This is a genomic window from Actinoplanes sp. G11-F43 (assembly GCF_050589265.1).
GTDB lineage: Bacteria > Actinomycetota > Actinomycetes > Mycobacteriales > Micromonosporaceae > Actinoplanes.
This window is the reverse complement of sequence record NZ_JBNZCE010000047.1, coordinates 15,941-36,628: the sequence shown is the minus strand read 5'-3', so window position 1 is coordinate 36,628 and position 20,688 is coordinate 15,941. Positions and strand designations below refer to the sequence as shown.

General features: G+C 71.4%; 19 protein-coding genes. 6 read left to right on the top strand and 13 right to left on the bottom strand.

What is annotated here, in order from left to right:
- Positions 1-85: 85 nt before the first annotated feature.
- Positions 86-475 carry a VOC family protein gene (locus ACQ0O7_RS39760; RefSeq protein ID WP_430790643.1) on the bottom strand — a complete coding sequence of 130 codons (390 nt, stop codon included), beginning with the start codon at positions 473-475 and terminating at the stop codon, positions 86-88.
- Complete coding sequence (locus ACQ0O7_RS39755; RefSeq protein ID WP_430790641.1) at positions 472-1,044, bottom strand: cob(I)yrinic acid a,c-diamide adenosyltransferase; 573 nt, start codon at positions 1,042-1,044, stop codon at positions 472-474. The genes ACQ0O7_RS39760 and ACQ0O7_RS39755 overlap by 4 nt, the downstream gene beginning before the upstream one ends.
- 42 nt (positions 1,045-1,086) lie before the next feature.
- Here ACQ0O7_RS39755 and murA point away from each other — a divergent pair, with 42 nt between their 5' ends.
- Positions 1,087-2,376 carry a UDP-N-acetylglucosamine 1-carboxyvinyltransferase gene (gene murA / locus ACQ0O7_RS39750; protein WP_430790639.1) on the top strand — a complete coding sequence of 430 codons (1,290 nt, stop codon included), beginning with the start codon at positions 1,087-1,089 and terminating at the stop codon, positions 2,374-2,376.
- Positions 2,377-2,426: 50 nt separating this feature from the next.
- Here the strand turns inward: murA and ACQ0O7_RS39745 are convergent, their stop codons facing one another.
- The gene (locus ACQ0O7_RS39745; protein WP_430790637.1) at positions 2,427-2,780 is read right to left on the bottom strand and encodes a hypothetical protein; all 354 of its coding nucleotides are present in this window, start codon (positions 2,778-2,780) and stop codon (positions 2,427-2,429) included.
- Between the two features lie 120 nt (positions 2,781-2,900).
- Between ACQ0O7_RS39745 and ACQ0O7_RS39740 the strand changes: the two genes are divergently transcribed.
- Positions 2,901-3,749, top strand: a complete 849-nt coding sequence (locus ACQ0O7_RS39740) for a 3-hydroxyacyl-CoA dehydrogenase family protein (RefSeq protein WP_430790635.1) — start codon at positions 2,901-2,903, stop codon at positions 3,747-3,749.
- A 97-nt stretch (positions 3,750-3,846) separates the two neighbouring features.
- Here ACQ0O7_RS39740 and ACQ0O7_RS39735 read toward each other — a convergent pair whose 3' ends face one another.
- The 4 genes from ACQ0O7_RS39735 to ACQ0O7_RS39720 are packed head-to-tail and all read right to left on the bottom strand — an operon-like array spanning position 3,847 to position 9,049.
- Positions 3,847-4,596 carry a hypothetical protein gene (locus ACQ0O7_RS39735; RefSeq protein ID WP_430790633.1) on the bottom strand — a complete coding sequence of 250 codons (750 nt, stop codon included), beginning with the start codon at positions 4,594-4,596 and terminating at the stop codon, positions 3,847-3,849.
- A complete protein-coding gene (locus ACQ0O7_RS39730; RefSeq protein WP_430790631.1) occupies positions 4,589-7,060 on the bottom strand; it encodes an FtsK/SpoIIIE domain-containing protein in 2,472 nt (823 codons plus the stop codon). Before ACQ0O7_RS39730 ends, ACQ0O7_RS39735 begins: the two co-directional genes overlap by 8 nt.
- Positions 7,061-7,109: 49 nt before the next feature.
- Positions 7,110-8,420: a hypothetical protein gene (locus ACQ0O7_RS39725; protein WP_430790629.1), complete on the bottom strand. Its 1,311-nt coding sequence runs from the start codon at positions 8,418-8,420 to the stop codon at positions 7,110-7,112.
- Positions 8,421-8,428: 8 nt separating this feature from the next.
- Positions 8,429-9,049, bottom strand: coding sequence for a DUF4126 domain-containing protein (locus ACQ0O7_RS39720; protein WP_430790627.1), 621 nt, complete (start codon positions 9,047-9,049; stop codon positions 8,429-8,431).
- A 71-nt stretch (positions 9,050-9,120) separates the two neighbouring features.
- Here ACQ0O7_RS39720 and nucS point away from each other — a divergent pair, with 71 nt between their 5' ends.
- Positions 9,121-9,780 carry an endonuclease NucS gene (gene nucS / locus ACQ0O7_RS39715; RefSeq protein WP_430790625.1) on the top strand — a complete coding sequence of 220 codons (660 nt, stop codon included), beginning with the start codon at positions 9,121-9,123 and terminating at the stop codon, positions 9,778-9,780.
- A 632-nt stretch (positions 9,781-10,412) separates the two neighbouring features.
- Positions 10,413-10,667, top strand: a complete 255-nt coding sequence (locus ACQ0O7_RS39710) for a hypothetical protein (RefSeq protein ID WP_430790623.1) — start codon at positions 10,413-10,415, stop codon at positions 10,665-10,667.
- A gap of 616 nt (positions 10,668-11,283) precedes the next feature.
- Here ACQ0O7_RS39710 and ACQ0O7_RS39705 read toward each other — a convergent pair.
- The 3 genes from ACQ0O7_RS39705 to ACQ0O7_RS39695 are packed head-to-tail and all read right to left on the bottom strand — an operon-like array spanning position 11,284 to position 14,924.
- Positions 11,284-12,774 carry a DUF6297 family protein gene (locus ACQ0O7_RS39705; RefSeq protein ID WP_430790621.1) on the bottom strand — a complete coding sequence of 497 codons (1,491 nt, stop codon included), beginning with the start codon at positions 12,772-12,774 and terminating at the stop codon, positions 11,284-11,286.
- Complete coding sequence (locus ACQ0O7_RS39700; protein ID WP_430790619.1) at positions 12,771-13,421, bottom strand: ABC transporter ATP-binding protein; 651 nt, start codon at positions 13,419-13,421, stop codon at positions 12,771-12,773. Before ACQ0O7_RS39700 ends, ACQ0O7_RS39705 begins: the two co-directional genes overlap by 4 nt.
- A gap of 9 nt (positions 13,422-13,430) precedes the next feature.
- Complete coding sequence (locus ACQ0O7_RS39695) at positions 13,431-14,924, bottom strand: aldehyde dehydrogenase family protein (protein WP_430790617.1); 1,494 nt, start codon at positions 14,922-14,924, stop codon at positions 13,431-13,433.
- Between the two features lie 54 nt (positions 14,925-14,978).
- Here ACQ0O7_RS39695 and ACQ0O7_RS39690 point away from each other — a divergent pair, with 54 nt between their 5' ends.
- Both ACQ0O7_RS39690 and ACQ0O7_RS39685 read left to right on the top strand, forming a co-directional pair.
- Positions 14,979-15,305, top strand: a complete 327-nt coding sequence (locus ACQ0O7_RS39690; protein WP_430790615.1) for a hypothetical protein — start codon at positions 14,979-14,981, stop codon at positions 15,303-15,305.
- 98 nt (positions 15,306-15,403) lie between these two features.
- The gene (locus ACQ0O7_RS39685; protein ID WP_430790613.1) at positions 15,404-16,186 is read left to right on the top strand and encodes an alpha/beta hydrolase; all 783 of its coding nucleotides are present in this window, start codon (positions 15,404-15,406) and stop codon (positions 16,184-16,186) included.
- Here ACQ0O7_RS39685 and ACQ0O7_RS39680 read toward each other — a convergent pair.
- The 3 genes from ACQ0O7_RS39680 to ACQ0O7_RS39670 form a co-directional block, all read right to left on the bottom strand.
- Positions 16,183-17,301, bottom strand: coding sequence for an AI-2E family transporter (locus tag ACQ0O7_RS39680; protein ID WP_430790611.1), 1,119 nt, complete (start codon positions 17,299-17,301; stop codon positions 16,183-16,185). The genes ACQ0O7_RS39685 and ACQ0O7_RS39680 overlap by 4 nt on opposite strands.
- Before the next feature lie 97 nt (positions 17,302-17,398).
- Positions 17,399-18,913 (bottom strand): Laminin subunit beta-1, encoded by a 1,515-nt coding sequence (locus tag ACQ0O7_RS39675; RefSeq protein ID WP_430790609.1) that lies wholly within the window; start codon positions 18,911-18,913, stop codon positions 17,399-17,401.
- Positions 18,914-19,216: 303 nt separating this feature from the next.
- A complete protein-coding gene (locus tag ACQ0O7_RS39670) occupies positions 19,217-20,554 on the bottom strand; it encodes a cell division protein DivIVA (RefSeq protein ID WP_430790607.1) in 1,338 nt (445 codons plus the stop codon).
- Between the last annotated feature and the right edge of the window lie 134 nt (positions 20,555-20,688).

Sequence of the window (20,688 nt, the reverse complement as noted above, 5' to 3'; positions counted from 1 at the left end):
ACGATTACAACCATCACAGACCCCACACCGCCATCGGCGGTGTCTCACCGATCACCCGGTTGGACAACCTCTCCGAACATCACAACTAGCGGCCCACCAGCTCCACCTCGTAGCCCCACGCGTCCTCCAGGTAGGCCGCGTAGGACTCCGGGCCGCCGGCGTGCGGGTAGCGGCCGGCGAACATCGGCGACCAGCCGTGCTCCGGGGCGGCCGTGTGCAGCCGGTCCACCTCGGCGGGCGGGCCGGCGGTGAAGGCCAGGTGGTTGAGGCCGGGGGCGAGCCGGTCGTGGCGTGGGCCGGAGAGCGCCGGGGACTGCTCCAGCACCACGTAGGTCCCGTCCCGCCGCCACGAGCGCCCGCCCGGCCAGTCCTGGAACGGTGTCCAGCCCAGCTCGGTGAAGAGCCAGCCCCACGGCCGGATCGCGCCGGCCAGATCGGGCACCCACAGCTCGACGTGATGCAGGCCGCCGGTCACCGGGCTCCGCCGGGGACCCACTTCACGTCGCCGTCCGGGTTCGCCACCCGGGACAGGATGAAGAGCAGGTCGGAGAGCCGGTTCAGGTATTTCAGCGGGAGCACGCTGGTCCGGTCCGGCTCCCGTTCGTAGAGCGCCCAGGCGGTCCGCTCGGCCCGCCGCGCGACGGTCCGGGCCACGTGCAGCAGCGCCGCGCCGGGGGTGCCGCCGGGCAGGATGAAGCTGTCCAGCGCGGTGAGCCGCTCGTTGTACTCGTCACACCATTTCTCCAGCCGGGTCACGTACTCCTCGGTGACGCGCAGCGGCGGGTACGGCGGATCCTCGGCCAGCGGGTTGCCCAGATCGGCCCCGAGGTCGAAGAGGTCGTTCTGGATGGTGGACAGCACCGCTCGTACGTCATCGGGAAGTCCGCCCATCGCCAGCGCCACACCGAGAGCCGCGTTGCACTCGTCGGCGTCGGCGTACGCCGCGATCCGGGGTGCGGTCTTCGGCGCGACCTCGTTGTTGACCAGCCTCGTCTCGCCGGCGTCGCCGGTGCGGGTGTAGATGCGGGTGAGATGCACAGCCATGGGGGACACCCTACGAGGCGGCGGTGGGCTCCGGCCCATACCATGGCCCGCGTGGATGTGATCAGGGTTAAGGGCGGGGCACGGCTCGCCGGGGACGTCATGGTGGGCGGCGCGAAGAACTCGGCGCTCAAGCTGATGGCGGTCGCGCTGCTGGCCGAGGGCCGCAGTGTGGTGTCGAACGTCCCCCGGATCACCGACATAGCGATCATGGCGGAGGTGCTGCGGCGGCTCGGCTGTGACGTCACGCTGGACGGCACCGAGGCGATCATCGACGTGCCCGCCGAGCCGGGCAGCGAGGCCGACTACGACCTGGTGCGCCGGCTGCGCGCGTCGATCTGCGTGCTGGGCCCGCTGCTGGCCCGCCGCGGCTATGTCCGGGTGGCGCTGCCCGGTGGCGACATGATCGGCTCCCGGGGACTGGACATGCACGTCGCCGGCCTGGCCCGGATGGGTGCGGACATCTCCGGTGAGCACGGGTTCGTGATCGCGTCGGCGCCGCGCGGCCTGCGCGGGGCGAAGATCTGGCTGGACTTCCCGAGCGTCGGCGCCACCGAGAACATCCTGATGGCCGCGGTGCTGGCCAAGGGCGTCACCGAGATCGACAACGCGGCCCGGGAGCCGGAGATCGTCGACATCTGCGAGATGCTCAACGCGATGGGCGCCAGGATCACCGGCGCCGGTACTTCCACGCTGGTCATCGAGGGTGTCGAGGGCCCGCTCAAGCCGGTGCGCCACACCACCGTCGGCGACCGGATCGTCGGCGGCACGTGGGCGTACGCGTCGGTGATGACCCGTGGCGACGTGACCGTGCACGGGGTGCGGCCGGAGTTCCTGGACGTGGCGCTGGACAAGCTGGTGACCGCGGGCGCGACGGTCGAGCCGGGGGACAATCAGTTCCGGGTGCGGATCGCCGACCGGCCGCGCGGCGTCGACATCGTCACCCTGCCCTATCCCGGGTTCGCGACCGACCTGCTGCCGATGGCGCTGGGCCTGGCCGCGGTGGCCGAGGGCTCCTCGCTGATCACCGAGAACATCTTCGACGGCCGGTTCATGTTCGTGAACGAGATGGTCCGGCTGGGCGCCGACATCCGCACCGACGGCCACCACGCCGCGGTGAACGGGCGGGACCGGCTCTCCGGTGCCCCGGTGCGCGCCACCGACATCCGGGCCGGCGCCGGTCTGGTGATCGCCGGGCTCTGCGCCGACGGGGTGACCGAGGTGGGCGAGGTGCACCACATCGACCGGGGCTACCCGGACTTCGTCTCCGACCTGGCCAAGCTGGGTGTCGAGGTGGAGCGCACCGACGTCCCGGAGCCGACGTTCGACTTCTGACCACCTCGTGTGGCTGTCTCCGGCGCGGATCGCGCCGGAAGTGACCAGCGTCAGAGGGTCGCCACCAGGCGTCGCGCCTCCTCAACCTGCTCGGCGAAGACCAGCACGCTGATCCGGCCGTCGTGCCGGGTCGCCGTGGTGGCGCGGATGCCCGCATCGGAGAGGAACCGCCGGATCTCGTCGGCCACCTCGGGCTCGCCGGTGACGGCCGCCGGGCGGAGCAGGCCGTAGTCGTCCCACTCGCCGAAGATCGCCAGACCGTCCGGCGCGGTGTCGTCACGGGACCCGAACGAGCCGGGAGAGACGGGCTGCAGGCCCATCCGCCAGAAGACGGCGCCGAGGAATCCGACCAGACCGACGGCGATCAGTGGTCCGATGAGGTACCAGCCGTCGCTCGTGGCCATGGGCACAGTCTGGCACCGGGCAGCGCTGTTTTCTGATGATTCGCCCCGATCTCCTGACGTGCTGAACCTGCGTTAAGTAACGCCGTTAAACTGGCGGCCCAGCTGATTGAGGAGTGGCGCATGACAGGTCGTCTCGCGGTCATCGGATCCGGTTTGATGGGCTCCGGCATCGCCCAGGTCTCGGCACAGGCCGGGTGGCAGGTCACCATGCGGGACGTCGACGACGCCTCACTCGACCGCGGCATGACCGCGATCCGGGACTCGCTGAGCCGGTTCGCCGCCAAGGGCCGGATCAGCGAGGAGGACGTGGCCGCCACCCTCGCCCGGATCACCCCGACCACCGACCTGGACGCGGCCGCCGAGGCCGACGTGGTGGTCGAGGCGATCTACGAGAAGGTGGAGGCCAAGCACGAGGTCTTCAAGGCCCTCGACAAGATCTGCAAGGCCGGCGCGATCCTCGGCACCAACACCTCGGCCATCCCGATCACCCAGATCGCCACCGTCACCGAGCGGCCCGAGTCGGTCGTCGGCATCCACTTCTTCTCGCCGGTGCCGATGATGAAACTGGTCGAGCTGGTCCGCGGCTACCAGACCTCGGACGAGACGCTGGCCGCCGCCCGGGAGTACGCGGAGGGTGTCGGCAAGACCTGCGTCGAGGTCAAGCGGGACGTCGCCGGGTTCGTCTCCAACCGGCTGTTCTCCGCGATCCTGGTCGAGGCCATCCAGCTGGTCGAGTCCGGGGTGGTCTCGGCGGCCGACCTGGACACCGTGATGAAACTCGGGTTCGGCCACGCCATGGGCCCGCTCGCCACCGTCGACCTGACCGGGCTGGACGTGATGCTCAACGCGGCCGGCAACATCTACCGGGACACCGCCGACGAGAAGTTCTTCCCGCCGGAGCTGCTCCAGCGCATGGTCCAGGCCGGCGACCTGGGACGTAAGACCGGCAAGGGCTTCTACACGTACTGACCGCGCTCACCGCATCAGCCCGGCGGCCGCCTCGCCGGCCGTGACCGCCGCCGGCCTCGCGCGGATTCCCACGAGAGGCCGGGTAAACCCCGTACCGCTATCGGGTCGTCGCGAAGGACAGTGAGAGCAGGGTCGCCGCGACCATTCCGCCCAGCAGGGTGAGACCGATCCCGCCGATCTCCAGGCGGGCCCGCAGCCGGCTGTGGGTGAGATGGGCGGCGACCGGGACCCCGGCGGACGGCGCCACCGCGAAGGTCAGCCAGCCCAGGCCGCGGATGATCGGCCCGCCCCACTCGGCGGAGTCACCGAAGGTGACCAGACCGGCCGCTACCAGACTGGTCAGGGCGGCCCCGGCCGCACCGGCGAACGGCAGCAGCAGGAGCGCCCAGCGGGGCAGCAGCCCGTGCCCGGCCGGCCGGATCGTGACGTCGATCCGGTCGGCGGCCCGGGACAGCAGCACCCGCGGCGACTGCCGGCCGGGCGCGACCACGTCCTCGCCGGGCTCCGGACGGCGTTGCAGGGCGACCCGCGGCATGGCCTCCACCGAAGCCGGTTCGGGCACCTCGCCGAGCGCCCGGACGCGCAGGCCACGGGCCCGGCGCAACTGATCCCAGAGCCGGGACGCCTCCCGGTCCACGTCGAGGACCTGCGCCGCGGCGGCCCCGGCCCAGCGGTCGGCGGCCAGCGCGTCGCTCTCCGCCCGGGCCAGCTCCCCGGCGGCGCGGGCGGCGCTGTCCTGATAGGCCAGCTCGGCGTCGTCGAGGGCGGCATCGCGCCGGCGGGTGACATCGGCGAGCGCGCTCACCATCAACTGGTAGTCACGGCCGAGCGGCTGGCGATCACGCATGGTCACTGTTCACCTCGTACGGGATGATGACCTCCGGCGTGTGATGCACCGAACGGTCGAAGAACAGGGCCCGGCGCGGGCGCGGCTTCCACACCGGCCCGCCGGGCCGGGGATAGAGCGGGGCCAGCTGCGATCCGTGCACGTCCAGGGCCACCCAGGCGCCGATCGGCTGCAGATCCCCGGCCAGATCGTCCCGGAGCCGGGTGACCGACCGCCACCAGCCGAGCACGTGCACCCGGCGCTCCGGCCCGCCGGTGAGCAGCGCCCGCAACGCCGGGCGCAGCCGCGGATTGACCAGGTCGAGTCCGTAACCGATCAGATAGCGGGGAACCTCCGACCTGGCCGGCTCGAAGTGCACGTCCGAGGCGTCGTACCAGTCGGCGGCCGGCAACTCGGCGACCAGACGGGCCGCCGCCCGCTCCGCGGACGCCTCCAGGCAGACGATGCTGAAGTGCGCCGGCCCCTGCGCGGCAAGCGACAGGGCGGCCGCCGCCAGCACGTCACAGGCCTCCTCGGTACGCGTCCCGAGCACCGCCAGATTGCGCCCCGCGGACGGCTCCAGCCTCAGCCGGGCGGGCCGCGCCGACACGTCGATCCGCTCGCCCAGGACCGCCCCCGGCTCGCCCCCGCCCGGCGTGCCGGACGGCCGGTACGTCGACGGCAGCCGGGGCACCGCGCTGCCGTCGAACACCCGGGGCTCCGCGCAGCCGCCCGGCCGGGCCCGCCACAACCGGCGCTGAACGGCACCCCAGGCGGTACGGTCCCCGGCATCCGGCAACCGGACGATCCGGTTCGCCCCGGACAGCCCCGACTCGGTGTTCACCACCGCGTGGAAGCGGGGGATCAGCGAGGCGGCCAGGTTGTCGGTGGCCAGCACCCGGCGGGCCTTCGGCAGCGCGATCCGCACGGTGAACCGGGCGATCAGGGCCGGCCGGCCGGTCAGCGCCTGGATCCCGGCGGTCTCCCGGGTGGCCAGCACCAGGTGCAGCCCGTAGGTGTGCCCGTGCCGGGCCAGCTCCTCCAGCAGATCACCGGCCTCGTCGGCGATCGCGTCCCGGCCGTCGAGCAGCATCGGGAACTCGTCGATCACCGTCACGATCCGGGGCCGGACCTCGCCGTCCGCGCGGGCCCGCAACTCCGCACCCAGGTGCCGCAGCACGGCCAGGCCGAACTCGCGGTCCCGGTGCAGGTTGATCCCGGCCAGCCGGACCTGCGGCAGCCAGCTCGGATCACGCGGGCCCGGGACGTACCTGGCGAACGACTCGCCGTCGGTGCCGTCCAGCAGGTAGAGGGCCAGGTCGTCGGGGCCGTACCGGGTGACCAGAGAGCCGATCCAGGTGTAGATCAGGTTGGTGGTCCCGGAACCGGCCGGGCCGCCGATCAGGACGTGCGGGGCGTCGTCACCGAGCGGCAGCTCGACCATGCTGCCGTCGGTGCTGTCGCCGATCGGGGCGAGCAGACCGTACCGGGCCGACTCCGCCCACGGCCGGGCCGGCTCCAGATCGGCGAGCCGGGGTGGCGGTGGCCCCTGGCGCAGGCGGGCGGCGGCCTCCCGGACGAACGCCGCGATCCGTTCCGGAGGCGGTGCCGGGTCCAGGCGTACCTCCAGCCGGTCCAGAGACCCGCAGGACGCGATCCGGTCCCGCACCGTGATCCGCTCGATCGACGGGTGCTCGGCCAGCTCCAGACCCCGGACCAGCAGGTGCACCCCGCGGCCCACCCCGATCCGGACGATCCGGTCCAGCTGCGCCCGCTGCGACCGGGTCATCTCCTCGGCGGTGGCCCGGTCGGCGAGCAGCACCACCACCTGCCAGCCCTCCGGCGCCGGCTCCCGGCAGAGCCGGTCGACCAGCTCGTCGAGCAGCGGCCCGAGCCCGCCCGGCCCGATGAACCGGGTGCCGAGCGGCCCGAACACGGCAAGCGTCTCGCCCAGCCGCTCCGGGTCGTAGACGGTCAGCTCCACCTCGCCCGGCCGGGTGCTGCCCAGCGCCCTCAGCAGCACCCCGGTGATCACCTCGTCGAGGGTGCTCTGCGGCCCGGTCAGGTGCAGGTGGGCCCGGTCGAGCAGCGGGATGAGCGCGGGCAGGGCCTCGGCCTCGTCGAACTCGATGGTCCCGATCCGCAGCAGGCCCGGCCCCCGGCCCGGCTCCGGCTCGCTCGGCGCCCACAGCCGCCACGACGTCCCGGCCGCCCCGGAGGCGCTGACCGAGGCCAGCCCGCGCAGGTGCCCGGTGAGCCGTTCGGTCTCCCCGTGGAAGCGCTGCCGGATGTCCCGGCGGGCGTTCTCCCGGGCGGCGGCGAGCTGGCTGAGGCAGGTGGCGTACGCGTCGCGCACCAGCCGTCGACGGTTCTGCGCCTCGCCACGGGCCGACTCGGCAGCGGCCAGAACCGCGCGGGCGGTGCCACGGGCCTCGGCGAGTTCCTGCCGGATCGTGGCGACCAGCGCGCTGCGGTGGCTACCCACGCGTTACCCCGGCGTCCATGGTCGGGGATATTAGCCACTAAACGACCTTTTATGGGGCTTTAATACTGCGTGTCGGGAGCTGCCGTCCCTCCAGCTCAGTCCACAACCGCTCGGCCACCACCATCGCGGCCTCCCGCAACCACTGCTTCGTGACGTCCTCCGGCACATACCTCCGGAACCAGTCCACCGCCAGCCGAGCCTCCCGGTTCAAGCCATCGAGACGAAGCCTGCGCGAATACGGGTTCAACCCCAGCACACAGCAGAACTGCAGCACGTTGTAGTTCCGCCACTCGTCGGTCGTCCCGAACGGCCCGGCCGGCCGCAGATCCGACACACACTCCCGCAACACCGCCCGCAACGCCCCCGCCCGGGCCCGCGGCTGATCCTCCCGGCCCACCAGCCGCAACCCCACCACCGGCAGATCCGTCAACGGACTCCGGGCCAGCCGGTTCAGATCCCCGAAATCAGTCAGCGCCCGCCGGGTCAACCGCAGGAACTCCGGCTCCCCGATACTGCCCAGCCGCCGCGGCTCCCGCCGCCGCAACAACGCGTCCGCGTTCAGGAACAACGCCGCCCGGTCCGCCCGCAACCCGGCATCCTCGGCCAGCGCCACCCGGTCCATCGACCGGCGCACATGATTGCCCAGCCCGGCCACCGTCGCACCGGTCGCCACCACCACGAACTGCACCACCGTCACCACGTCGTGCCCCGCCAGCGCGATCGTCACCGCAGCCGGAACCCCCAACAGCACCAGCGACAACACCCCACCCGCCAGCGACCGGCGGACATCCGGCCGCAGCCGCTCACCCGACTCGGCCGCGTGCGCCACCGCCATCAGATAGCCCACCGCCAGCAGATCCACACCGATCGCGGCGATCGCCGGAACCGCGCCACCGGACGGGAACAACAACAACGCCAGACCCGCCGTATAGAGCACCGCCATCACCGTCAACGCCACCGGCAACGTCGGCGGCGCCACCTGACGGCGCATCCGCCACAACAACACCAGCGCGCCCACCAGCGGCGCCAGCACCACCAGCCGGCCCACCTGCGGCAGGAACACCACCATCAACAGGAACAGCGCGCCCAGCGCCAGCGCGCCCCGATCAATCGGGCGGCGCTCCACCGGCGTCAACGGCAGCAACGCCACCACCGCACCCGCCCAGCACAACGCCGGCAGACACAACAGGATCTCCGCCGCCGACGACCCGGGCGCCACCGTCCAGGCCGCCACACCCAGGGCGTACGACACCAGAGCGGCAGCCGGCCAGCGAAGCGAAGCGCGCCGTGGATCCCTGCCGATCAGATAACCGGCGAGCCACCACGTGAGGGCGAAGGCGGGTACAGCGATCGCGGACACTCGTAGAGTCAACCAAACAGGTGACGGGTATCGACAGCCGCCGCCCGCTCACGCTTGCGCCGGGCCCGCCGCCGCCCCACCCAGACGGCCGCCCACACCATCACCGCCAGGCCGAACAGCACCAGCACCGGCAACAGGATCGCCAGAATCGACATCAGCACACTGCCGACGTCCTCGGCCGTACTCGCCACCGGCGCCCCGAACCCGGCCGTCGTCGTGTTCACCACCGGCCGGGCCGCCGACTTCACCCCGTGCACCACCAGGGCGATCACCACACCCGCGGCGATCGGCACCCACTGGTTCGACGTGAAGAACGCACCCGGATCGGCCACCGTCACCGTCTCCGACGCCGACCCGGTGCCGAACGCCAGACCACCCGCCGTCGGCCGGACGAACGTCTGCACCACGTCATTGACGTGATCCACCACCGGCACCTTGTCCGCCACCGTCTCGACCGCCAGCAGCAGCGCCAGAATCGTCAACGTCCAGCCGTTCGACAACCAGGCCGAACCGGCCGGCAGATCGATCGCCTCCGTATACCGCGCCAGCAAACCCATCGTCAGCAGGGGGATGTAGGCGTTCAGGCCCGCCGACGCGGCCAGACCGGTACCCGTCAATACTTCCAGCACGAACCCAGCATGGCACCGCCGCGCACGTGCCGCCCGCCGGGCACCCGCCACACTTCAGGTACCGTCGTGCGGTGCGTCTGGTCATCGCGAAGTGCTCCGTGGACTATGTCGGCCGTCTCTCCGCCCACCTGCCCCCGGCGGTGCGGCTCCTGATGGTCAAAGCCGACGGGTCGGTGTCGATCCATGCCGACGACCGTGCCTACAAACCACTCAACTGGATGAGCCCGCCCTGCAAACTGCAGGAAGCGCCGGGCGTCTGGAAAGTGGTCAACAAAGCCGGCGAAGAACTGCGGATCACCCTGGAAGAAGTGTTTCAGGACTATTCCTATGAGCTCGGCGTCGACCCCGGCCTGGTCAAAGACGGCGTCGAAGCACACCTGCAGGAACTGCTCGCCAAACACCCCGAAACGTTCGGCGAGGGCTACACACTGGTCCGCCGCGAATACATGACCGCCATCGGCCCGGTCGACCTGCTCCTGAAAGACCCCGAGGGCAAATCGGTCGCCGTCGAAGTGAAGCGCCGCGGCGAGATCGACGGAGTCGAGCAGCTCACCCGGTACCTCGAACTCATGAACCGGGATCCGCTCCTTGCTCCTGTTCAAGGGGTTTTCGCTGCTCAGGAGATCAAGCCGCAGGCTCGGGTGCTGGCTGTTGATCGGGGGATTCGTTGTCTTGTCGTTGATTACGACAAGCTTCGGGGGATGAAGAAAGACGAGCTTACGCTTTTTTGACCGGTTTCGCTCGGTGGGCGGTTTTGGGGCCGGGGTGCCCACTCCGGGCGGTCAGGCTTGATCCCTCCGTGGGCACCCCGGCCCCAAAACCTTTCCTGGTCGCCGTTTGATTCGCGCCTTTCGGATTTTTATTCTGTACGGGCCAATCACGGTTGACTGGCTACCCCGCGATGTTTGCGGTGGGACCGGTCGTAGCGCGGGTTCCGGGCTGATGCGAGGGTCACCGTTTCGGGGGCTGGGGTGGCTCCGCCGGTCACTGTTGGTGGTGGTCGCTGAGCTGTGGTCACGGTGTCGGATCTGCCGGGCTGGAAGAGCAGGTAGGCGCTGTTTCGACGAATAGTCCACTTTGCGCACCTAACTCGGCACCGCACCGCATTCGGTATCGCTCGGCGCCACACCGCATTCGGCATTGCTCGGCGCCGCATCTCACTCGGCATCGCTTGGCGCCACGCCGCACTCGGCACCGCTCGGCGCCACGCCGCACTCGGCACCACTTGGCGCCGCACCTCGCTCGGCGCGGCGCCGCGCCGCACTCGGTGCCGCGTCGCACTCCATGCCGCGCGGGGTCCTGCCTCAGCCGCTGTGTTGCGCTGACTCGCAGTCGTTTTGAGTGTTTTGTTGATATTGCCTGCATGGAGGTGGGCGAGTGCCGCTCAGACTTGGAGGATTCGCCACCGAAAAGCACCGACTTCTCGGTCGGACTGATCACTCGCGGTCAATCCCTCGCGGCGGGCTACCCGCTCGGATGCGATCTTGGCGGATTTACCACCGAAAACGGTGGTAAATCCGCCAAGATCGCCCAAGTTGGGGGCAGGAAGCGGACACTCGCGCGAGTTAATGGCCAGATCTTGTTTGAGGTCTGTGTGATGGCCTTCAATATGCGATGAATATTCCTTTTGGGAGGGATGCCTGGGGGAACCTTGGGTCGCGCGGACCCTGGACGGCGTTGCTGACAGCTTGACCGCACCGGCCGCCATGGCTACCAACCGCAACCATCTGATCGCCGAGACCGGCACCGCCATCCGGCCCACGACGTATCCCGCCGACCTGCAGTACAGGCCAACCAGATGCTCCGGCCCGCGATGCCCCGGCCCGCGATGCCCTGGCCTGCGATGCCCTGGCCTGCGATGCCCCGGCCTGCGATGCCCCGGCCCGCGATGCCCCGGACTGCGATGCTCCGGACTGCGATGCTCACGGCCCGCGATGCCCGGCCCACGATGCCCCGGCCGCGATGGGCTGGCCTGCAATGCCCCGGCCTGCGATGGGCTGGGGCGTGGATATGTGCTGGTCGGCGGTGGTGTTGGAGTCGGGGCGGGGTTTGGGGGTAACCGTTCGTGGCGGGGCGGCCCGGCGGTCGCCGGGCGGTCTTGAGCGGGACCGCGTCGCGGGGACGAGGCGGGGGCTGTCGAATTTCGGTGGGGCCGACGGGCGTACATCCGCGGGGTTGATCTGGACCTGGCGGGGAGGTGACGGACGGACCTGGGGAACGCGCGGGGATGGCCGTCAGTGGCGGGGGGACAGGGACAGGCGGTCGGGGTCGGTGGTGAAGGTCAGGTAGGCCTGGGCGCCGGCCACGGCCAGCGCGGACTGGACCAGGATCATGTCCAGGGCGGCCGGCTGGGACTGGGACAGCTGGATGATCGTGGGGGTGGCCAGGATCAGCAGGTCGAAGCCGGCGAACGCGTGCAGCAGCGGGCCGGTGGGGATGGAGCCCATCGGGGTGTCGATCGGGATCAGGTCGTTGCGGACCATGCCGGAGCGGGCGGCGCGCAGGGCGGCTGTCGCGCCGATCGGGCCCAGGGAGAAGCCCAGCAGCCACCACTGGCCGTCGGGGAGGTGGCCGGCCGCCTGCAGCAGGGCCAGTGCGATGGTGGCCCACGCGGTGGCCAGGGCGGCCGGCAGCCAGAAGCGCTGGCGGATGGCCTGGCGGGAGTTCAGGCCCAGCAGGCGGAGCAGGACCGGGTTGGTGGCGTCGGTGCGGACCGTGGCGGTGGTGGCGCGGGCCGCGAACGTGGCGCCCAAGGGCAGGGTGACCGCCAGCAGCCACGGTGGGGCGTCCACCAGGAGCAGGGGGAGCGCGGTGGCGGCGGCCGTCCACAGCAGGCGGGGGGTGCGGCGCCGGGCCAGCAGCAGGTCCTGGGCGGTCAGCGGGGGCAGCCGGCGGTCCAGGGGGGTGGACTTGAGGCGGCGGTGTGACCAGTAGCGGTGTTCCAGCATCTCGGACAGGAACGACGGTTCCATCGCGTACACCGAGTCGGCCAGGGTGCCGGCGGTCTTCGCGGATTCCAGGATCTCGGCGTCGGGGGTGCGGGACAGGTTCCGCAGGCCGGTCAGGTAGGCCGCGGTGACCAGGACGGCCAGCGCGCCGGTCAGCGGCAGCACCACGGCGGTGGGCGGGGTGCCGGTCAGTGCGGGTGGGGTCCAGCCGACGGCCTCGGCGACCAGCGTCGCCACCCCGGCGGCCAGCCCCACCCGGGCCACCGTGTCGGTGAAGGCGGCGAGATGCGGCCTGCCCTGGGCGGCCGACGCCACCAGGGTCAGCAGGACGCCGGTCAGGGCGCCGGTCACCACCAGCACCGCCGAGCCGGTGGTGACGGCGTGGCCCAGGACGGCGAAGGTGACCGCGCCGGCGGCCAGGGCGGCGCCGGCGGCGACGGTGTGCAGGACCGGGGCCAGCAGCCGGCGGCGGCTGACCGGGGCGGTCATCAGGAAGTACGAGGCGGGGCGGCTGACCGAGACCGGGCCCAGCCGGCGCAGTGCCAGGAAGAGCAGCGCCGCGCAGACGACCGTGGCGGCCAGCGCGCCGACACCGCTGAGCCGGGGCACCAGCGGGGTGAAGACGGCTTCCAGCGGTTCGTGGAAGATCGCGGCGGTGACGCCGACGCAGAAGACGATGGTGTACGCGGTACCCAGGGTCTCGCCGCGGTCCCGGTGGGAGGCCTGGGTGCGCCGGATCCAGCGGCGGACCTGACGCAGGTCGGTGGTGACGGTCACGGCTCGCCGCCGGCGGACAGCTCGTCCATCGTCACGATCTCGGTGCCGGACGCCACCGCGAACTTGTCGTCGTGGCTGGCCAGCAGCAGGGAACCGCCGGATGACAGGTAGTCGGCGAGCATGCCGGCGACCATCGCCCGGCCGTCCGGGTCGAGGCGCTGTTCCGGCTCGTCCAGGATGAGCAGGGAGCTGGGCCGCAGCAGCACCAGCGCGAGGGTGAGCCGCTGTTTCTGGCCGGACGACAGGGAGTACGGGATGGCGTCGGCGTGCCCGGCCAGCCCCAGCCGGTCCAGGGCCTCGTCGATGCCGGCGTCGTTCGGGTCCTGGCCGTGCGCGCGGCAGATCAGTTCGGCGTGCTCGCGGGCGGTGAGGCCGAGGTACCAGGTGGGCGGTTCGACGGTGGTGGCGACGGCCCGCCAGAATTCCGGGCTGTCGCCGGGCTCGGCGCCGAACACCCGGATGCTGCCCGCATCGGCCGGCTGGAGGCTGCTGACACAACGCAGCAGTGTGGACTTGCCGATGCCGTTCTCCCCGGTCACGCAGACGCCGGCGCCGGCGGGGACGGTCAGCCCCACATCCACCAGCACCGGTGTCGAGCCGTAACTCACGAACAGGTTCTCGACAACGACCGCGGGGTGATCGACCACCCCCACAGCCTACGGTTTACGGCCGTACAGCAGGCGCAGCGCCTTCAGGATCTGCTGGACCTGGGCGGGCGTGCGCTCGAAGGTCATCGCGGGCAGCAGGGACGGCCCCCGGCGCACGGTGATCGCCTTGGCACGGGCGAACTCGCGCAGACCGTCCTCACCGTGGATGCGCCCGAACCCGGACTCGCCGACCCCGCCGAACGGCAGGTTGCCCATCCCGACGAAGGTGAGCGTGCCGTTCACCGCGACCATGCCGGAGCGCAGCCGCCGGGCGATCCGGATCGCGTTCTTCTTGCCGAAGACCGAGCCGCCCAGCCCGTACGGCGAATCGTTGGCCTTTGTGACCGCCTCGTCCGCGTCCCGCACCCTGGTGATCGTCAGGGTCGGCCCGAACGTCTCCTCGCGCATCTCCGCGGCGTCCTCCGGCACGTCCACCAGCACGGTCGGCGCGACGTAGGGCGCCTGCACGGCCGCCGCGCCACCGAGCACCGCCTTACCGCCCTTGGCCAGCGCGTCCTCGATGTGGTCGCGGATGATGTCGAGCTGTTTGGGCATGGTGATCGGGCCGATCTCCTCGCCGGTGCGCAGCCTGCCGGCCTTGGCCACGACGGCGGCGACGAACCGGTCGTAGACCGGCTCGACCGCGTAGACCCGCTCGATGCCGATGCAGGTCTGCCCGGCGTTGGTCATCGCGCCCCAGACCGCGGCCTCGGCGGCCAGTTCGACGTCGGCGTCCGCGTCGACGATCAGCGCGTCCTTGCCGCCGGCCTCCAAGACCACCGGCACCAGGTTCTCCGCGCAGGCGGCCATCACCCGCTTGGCGGTGGCGGTGGAGCCGGTGAAGGAGACCTTGTTCACCCCGGAGCGGCACAGCGCCCCGCCGACGTCACCGAGACCGTGCACCACCTGCAGCACCGGGTGTTCCGGCACCACCTCGGCGAACGTGTCGGCCAGCCACTGGCCGACCACCGGGGTGTATTCGCTCGGTTTGAGGATGACCGCGTTGCCGGCCGCCAGCGCGCCGCTGATCGGGCCGACCGGCGTCACGATCGGGTAGTTCCAGGGGCCGATCACACCCACCACGCCGTACGGCTGGTACTCCAGATGTCCGGAGTGCTCGGCCACCAGGATGCGGGTGCGGACCCGCCGCGGGCCGAGGACCCGTTTGGCGTTGCGGGCCGCCCAGTCCAGGTGCTCGACGGCGGCGGTCGCCTCGATCAGGCCGTCGGTGACCGGCTTGCCGGACTCCCGGTGGGTGAGGGCGCCCAGCTCCTCGATCCGCTGGACGATCAGCGAACGCCAGGTGAGCAGGCGCTTCTTGCGGCCCTCGAAGCCGAGCCCCTGCCACCAGGCGGCGGCTCGGCGGGCCCGCTCGACGGCTGCGATCACCGCCTGCTCGTCGGCGACCGGCACCCGGCCGGCCTCCTCGCCGGTGGCCGGGTTCGTCGAGATCAGCTGCCCCTCCTCGATCACGGGCAGGCCGGGAACGTGAGTCGCCGTCATGTCCGCGAGTGTAGGGCGAATGTTACCGAGGAGTCACTACGTACGCTTGACCTCGTGAGCCCCCGCCGTAACCGCCCGAAGTCCGCCAAACACGAGGACCGTTCGCCGGACCGTCCCGGCATCACCGAGGATCGTGTCCAACAGTGGCAGGACGGCGAGTACATGGTGCGCAACGTGTTCGGTGCGGCGGCCACCAAGATCTACCGCTGTCCCGGCTGCATGCAGGACATCCGGCCCGGTGTCGCGCACGTGGTGGCCTGGCCCTCCGACGGCCGCGGCGACCTGACCGACCGCCGGCACTGGCACAGCGGCTGCTGGCGTGCCCGAGATCGCAGGGGTCCCGGCGTGGAGCGGTCGAGGAACGCGCCCCGTTACGGGTGAAACCCGTCCGACCACCCCGCCCGCCACCCAAAGATCGGAATGAAACCCGTCCGACCACCCCGCCCGCCACCCAAAGATCGGAATGAAACCATCCTCTTATGACCAACCAGCAGATCCGGGCCAACTCGATTCTTCCCGCGCACCGTGAGGACATCGAGCTGCACACCGCGGACGGCGTCACCCTCGTCGGTGAGCTGGCCCGCCCGCTCGACCGCGAGCCGGTGGCCACCCTCGTCTGCCTGCACCCGCTGCCCACCCACGGCGGCATGATGGACAGTCACGTCTACCGCAAGGCGGCCTGGCGTCTGCCCGCCCTGGCCGGCATCGCGGTGCTCCGCTTCAACACCCGGGGCACCAGCAGTGTCCGGGGCACCAGCGGCGGTGAGTTCTCCAAGGCCGTGGACGAGCGGTTCGACGTGGCCGCCGCCATCGAGTACGCCGAGTTCGCCGACCTGCCGAACATCTGGCTGGTCGGCTGGTCGTTCGGCACCGACCTGACCCTGATGTACGGCCTCGACCCGACGATCTCCGGCGCGGTCCTGCTCTCCCCGCCGCTGCGCTTCTCCCAGCCGGAGCACCTGGCCGCGTGGGCCGCCGACGGCAAACCGGTGACCGCCCTGATCCCCGAGTTCGACGACTACCTGCGCCCGGCCGAGGCCACCGAGCGGTTCGCCGCGATCCCGCAGGCCGAGGTGGTCCCGATGGCCGGCGGCAAGCACCTGTGGGTGGGCGACGCCGAGAAGGTCCTGGACGAGATCGTCAAGCGGGTCGCCCCCGGGGTGCCGACCCCGCTGCCGGCCACCTGGGACGGCCCGATGGAGAGCGGCGACGCCAGCGCCTACGCGGACCGGACCGTCGCGGCTTTTGACAGGAAGGACTAACGCTCGTCCATCCGGGGCAGCGTCACCTCGCGCATGATGAGCTGGATGGCGGCCACCATCGGGATCGCCACCAGGGCGCCGATCACACCGAAGAGGCCCACCCCGAGCAGGGCCGCCACCAGCGCGGCGACGTCGCTGACCCGGACCGAGCGGCGCATCACCCGCGGATAGATCAGATAGTTCTCGATCTGCTGGTAGACGATGAAGAACACCAGGCAGACGATGCCGTCGGTGAGTGACGAGGCGACCCCGACCAGGCTCACCACCACCGCGCCGATGGTGGCCCCGATCTGCGGGATCAGGTCGCAGATGGCGACCACCACGGCGAGCGCGAAAGGGTATGCCAGGCCCAGCACGATCGCCAGCGCGAAGGTGCTCGCCCCGGCCAGCACGGCGATCGCCAGCGCGCCCACCATGTAGGCGCCGACCTTGGTCAGGATCTCGTCGGTGAGCAGGGTGACCCGCTCCCGCCGGGAGGCCGGCACCAGCCGGTAGCCGGTCGCCTTGATCCGCTCGAACGCGGCCATGAAGTAGATCGTCAGGACCAGCACGGTCAGGATGTTGAAGATCGTCCCGAAGAGCAGCCGGGCCCCGCCGACCACCCCACCGACGGCGTTGCCGATCGTCCCGGCGTTCACCGCCCCCTGCAGCTGGGCGGCGATGTCGTACCGCTGGACCAGGTCGTTGACCGTCTCGCTGCGGCGCAGGCTCTCCAGCACCGCCGGTGCGTTGTTGATCAGCTCGGTGGTCTGGGTGACCAGCGGCGGGATCAGCGCCACGATGCCGCCGGCCAGCAGCGCCACCACGCTGAGCGCGACGATCGCCACCGCCGCGCCGCGGGGCAGGCCCCAGTCGCGCAGCCGGGTCACCGCCGGGTTCAGACCGATGGCCAGGAACAGCGCGATGAAGATCAGGACGAGGATCGAGGCGGCGTTGCGGACCCCGAGGAACAGGGTGTACGCCACGATCACGCCGAGTCCGAAGAGGAAGCCGAGTAGCACCGGATTACGCCGGTTCAGTGGCGGTCCGGGCTCGCCGAACGGCTTCTCCGGAGCGGCGTCCGGGGGCTCCGGGGACTCCTTGTCGGGGTCGGTGGCGGGCGGCTCGGCTGACATCGGACCTCCTCGATCACCGCATCCGGCGACCGGAGCCTAACTCCGCCGCACCGCCCTCGCCTCCGGGATTCTTCCCGACCTGGCTGCTCCGGCCGTCCTACTCCGCGTCTGCCGAGACCCGGCTCGCCTGCGGCACCGTCACCTTCGCCGACGCGGTGACCTTGCCCGGCGCCTGCTTCTCACCGGCCGGCACGGACGAGGCCACCGAGGCGGCGGCGGCCGGCACAGCAGCGGCGGCGGCCGGCACAGCGGCGCTGGCGGCGGGGACCGTTGCTCCGGCCGGGGCCGGGGCGACAGCCGTCGCGGTCGGGACCGGCGCGGTGGCCACCGCCGGCCCGTCAGTGGCGGCCGGGGCAGGGGCCAGGTCGGCCGGGTCGGCGGCGGCGGCCAGCACCGCGGCGGCGGCCAGCTCAGCCACCCGTTTGGCCTCTTTCTGCACCTGGCGGCGAACCTCGGCGGCATGCCGCTCGGCGGCCTCACCGGCCCGCTTCGCCTCGGCCACCCGCTTCAGCTCCGCCTCCAGCTGCTGCTGGGCCTCGGCGAGCCGCTGCCGCACCTGCGCGGCCTCCTGCTCCGCGGCGTCGGCCTGCTCCCGGGCGGTGGTCCGGCGCTTCTCCGCCTCGGCCACCTCAGCGACGGCGGCCTCCAGCTCCCGGCCGGCCTGGGCGATCTTCTCCTGCTGGACGGCGATCTCCTTGCGGACGGCGGTCGCCTGGTCGTCCGAGCGGCGGAGCACCTCCTCGGCGTATTTGTCGGCCTCGCTGCGCAGGTCGGCGCACTGCTTCTCGACGCCGGTCCGCATCTGGCCCAGCTCCTCCAGCACCGACTGCCGGCGCATGCCCAGCTCGTTCTCCACCGAGGACTTGAGATCGGTCAGCTCCCGCTCGACCTCGGCGCGCTTGGTGGCGAGCTCCTGCCCGGTCTTCTCCCGCAGAGCCTTCAGCTCCTGCTCGGCCTGCACCCGGGTGGACCGCACGTAGCCGTCCACTTCGGCGCGAGCCCGCTGAGCGTCCTGATCGGCCTTCTCGACGATGTGCTTGCCCTCGTTGCGGGACCGGGTCAGCACCGCCTCGGCCTCGGCGCGCATCTGGTCGGCGGCCTGCCGGCTGTCGGCCAGCGCCTTGTCGGCGGCGGCGCGCTTGGCGGAGTCGGTCTTCTCCTCCTCGGCCCGGCGCGCGGCCAGCGCGATCTCGAAGTCACGGATGCCGTTGTGGGCGTGCGCCTCGGCCTCGGCCCGGATGCGCTCGGCCTCGGCGAGCCGGCTGGCGATGTCGTCGGTGGCGGACGCCTTGATCGCCTCGCCCTGCTCCTCGGCGAGGGCCAGGATCTGCTCGACCCGGGGGCCCAGGTGCCGGAACGACACCTCGCCGCTCATTCCGGCGTTGCGGCGCGACTGGGTGAGCTCCGTCTGAAGGCCCTTGACCTGTGCGGACATCGCCTGGATCTGCGAGTACGCCTGCTCGCGATCGTTGACGAGGGCGGCTATCTCGTTCTCCGCCCGGGTGACGTATCGCTCGACCTGCTTCTTTTCGTAGCCACGCAGAGCGGTATCGAAGCTGGGCTCGGTGGCCGCTTCCCCGCCGAGACCGAGAATTTCACCGCCGTGCGACATGCTTTCCATCCTCACATACGCATCGTCCCGTGGCATGTCGATACACACCGGGTTGAAAGAGACCATGCGGGTAGTTGCGATTTGTCTGACCTCGCCCTGATAAACCCAGGCAAGCGCCCAAACGAGTCAGGCCGTACCGGAGAAACTCCGGTACGGCCTGAATTCGTCATCACCGGCCCGGGACATACCCGGTCAACCGTTGCGCACTTGCGGCGGCTCCGCAACTTGAGTGGCCGCCTGCTGGGACACCTCACGTGGTGACCTCCGGTGCGATCCGGCCGTCACCGGTCGCGATCCGGAGGGTCAGGAATTCTGGGCGGCCACCGGCTCGTCGCCGGTCTCCGCGTCGTCGGCGTCGCCGGCCGCCGGGGCGGGCTGCTCGGGGGCCCGCTGCGCCGGGGCCTCGGCCGGCTTGGCGGGCGCCGCCGCCGGAGCCGCCGCGGCGGCCGCAGCCGGCGCCGGACCGGTGCCGGGCACCAGGCCGGAGAGGCCGGAGAGCATCTGGCCGAGCTGGCTGGTGACGGCGTCCTTCTGCCGGGTGAGGTCCTCGACCTCGCGGCGGGCCGCCTGGGTGGTCATCTCCGCCTCCTGGCGAGCCTCGCTGAGCAGGCGGTTCGCCTCCTGGCGGGCTTCGGTGACGGTCTTCTCGCTGAGCGCGCGGGCCTTCTCCACGGTCTCGGCGGAGTGCCGCTCCGACTCGACCCGGCGGCTCTCGGCGCGCTGCTCGGTCTCCTTGGCCCGCTCGTCGGCGGCCCGGGCCCGCTGGTCGGCCTCGGCCACCATCTTCTGGGTGGCCTGCACCTGGGCGGCGTGCCGCTGCGACTCCTCGGTCTCGGCCTTCTCCCGGCGCTCGGCGATCTCCAGGGCCAGAGCCTGGAGGTCCTTGTCCCGCTTGTCCCGGGCGTCGGTGAGGAGCTTGGTGGCCTCGGCGCGCTTCTCCTCGGACTCCCGGGCGGTCTTGGCCCGGGCCTGGGTGATCTCCCGCTCGGCGGTGGCCCGCAGCGACGCGACCTCCCGCTCGACTGTCGACTTCAGCTCGGCGACCTCGTGCGCGGTGACCGAGCGCAGCTGCTTGGTCTCGCGGTCGGCGTCCGAGCGCAGCGTGTCCGCCTCGCGCCGGGCCTGCACCCGGGTCTCGGCGGCCTCGCGCTCGGCGTGCGTGCGGACCTGGCCGGCCTCACGCTCGGCGGTCGCCTTCATCGCGGCGGCCTCGGCGCGCGCCTTGTCGGTGATCTCCCGGGCCTCGAGGCGAGCCGCGGAGAGAATGCCCTCAGACTCCCGCTTCGCCTCGTTGCGGTGGTCGTTCGCCTGTTCCTCGGCGAGACGCAGGATCTGCTCCACCCGGGTGCCCAGCCCGGAGAGCGTCGGCCGGTTGTTCTCCTCCAGCAGCTTGTTGGAGTCGGCCAGTTTCTGCTCGAGCGCGTTCAGCCGCTGCTCGGCCTGCCGCAGGCGACGCTGCGCGTCGTTCATCCGCTGCTCGGCCTCGCCGCGAGCCTGCTCGGACTGGTTCAGCGCGGCGAGCAGCCGGCCGATGTGTCCGTCGACCTGATGACGGTCGTATCCACGCAGGACGACGGTGAAGTCGTGCTGTGAGTTCGCGGTCTCGAAGAAGGCCAGGTTCTGATCCTGCTGCTGGGGCATTGCGCCATCCTGGCGAGAAGGGGGCGGACATGCAAGAGCCCAAGGGCATCCGAACCGCATCGTAGATCAGCTTTGAGCTGGACCGTAGACCGCCCCCGGCCCGTTCGGGCGATGGCCGCGCCGAAGTGGTCGGT

Bases quoted from the DNA above. Each gene is read 5' to 3' on its own strand.
- ACQ0O7_RS39680 (WP_430790611.1), bottom strand. From the start codon at position 17,301: ATGTCAGCCGAGCCGCCCGCCACCGACCCCGACAAGGAGTCCCCGGAG.
- ACQ0O7_RS39745 (WP_430790637.1), bottom strand. From the start codon at position 2,780: ATGGCCACGAGCGACGGCTGGTACCTCATCGGACCACTGATCGCCGTC.
- ACQ0O7_RS39670 (WP_430790607.1), bottom strand. From the start codon at position 20,554: ATGCCCCAGCAGCAGGATCAGAACCTGGCCTTCTTCGAGACCGCGAAC.
- ACQ0O7_RS39685 (WP_430790613.1), top strand. From the start codon at position 15,404: ATGACCAACCAGCAGATCCGGGCCAACTCGATTCTTCCCGCGCACCGT.
- ACQ0O7_RS39710 (WP_430790623.1), top strand. From the start codon at position 10,413: ATGGAGGTGGGCGAGTGCCGCTCAGACTTGGAGGATTCGCCACCGAAA.
- ACQ0O7_RS39740 (WP_430790635.1), top strand. From the start codon at position 2,901: ATGACAGGTCGTCTCGCGGTCATCGGATCCGGTTTGATGGGCTCCGGC.
- ACQ0O7_RS39675 (WP_430790609.1), bottom strand. From the start codon at position 18,913: ATGTCGCACGGCGGTGAAATTCTCGGTCTCGGCGGGGAAGCGGCCACC.
- ACQ0O7_RS39755 (WP_430790641.1), bottom strand. From the start codon at position 1,044: ATGGCTGTGCATCTCACCCGCATCTACACCCGCACCGGCGACGCCGGC.
- ACQ0O7_RS39695 (WP_430790617.1), bottom strand. From the start codon at position 14,924: ATGACGGCGACTCACGTTCCCGGCCTGCCCGTGATCGAGGAGGGGCAG.
- murA (WP_430790639.1), top strand. From the start codon at position 1,087: ATGGCCCGCGTGGATGTGATCAGGGTTAAGGGCGGGGCACGGCTCGCC.
- ACQ0O7_RS39735 (WP_430790633.1), bottom strand. From the start codon at position 4,596: ATGCGTGATCGCCAGCCGCTCGGCCGTGACTACCAGTTGATGGTGAGC.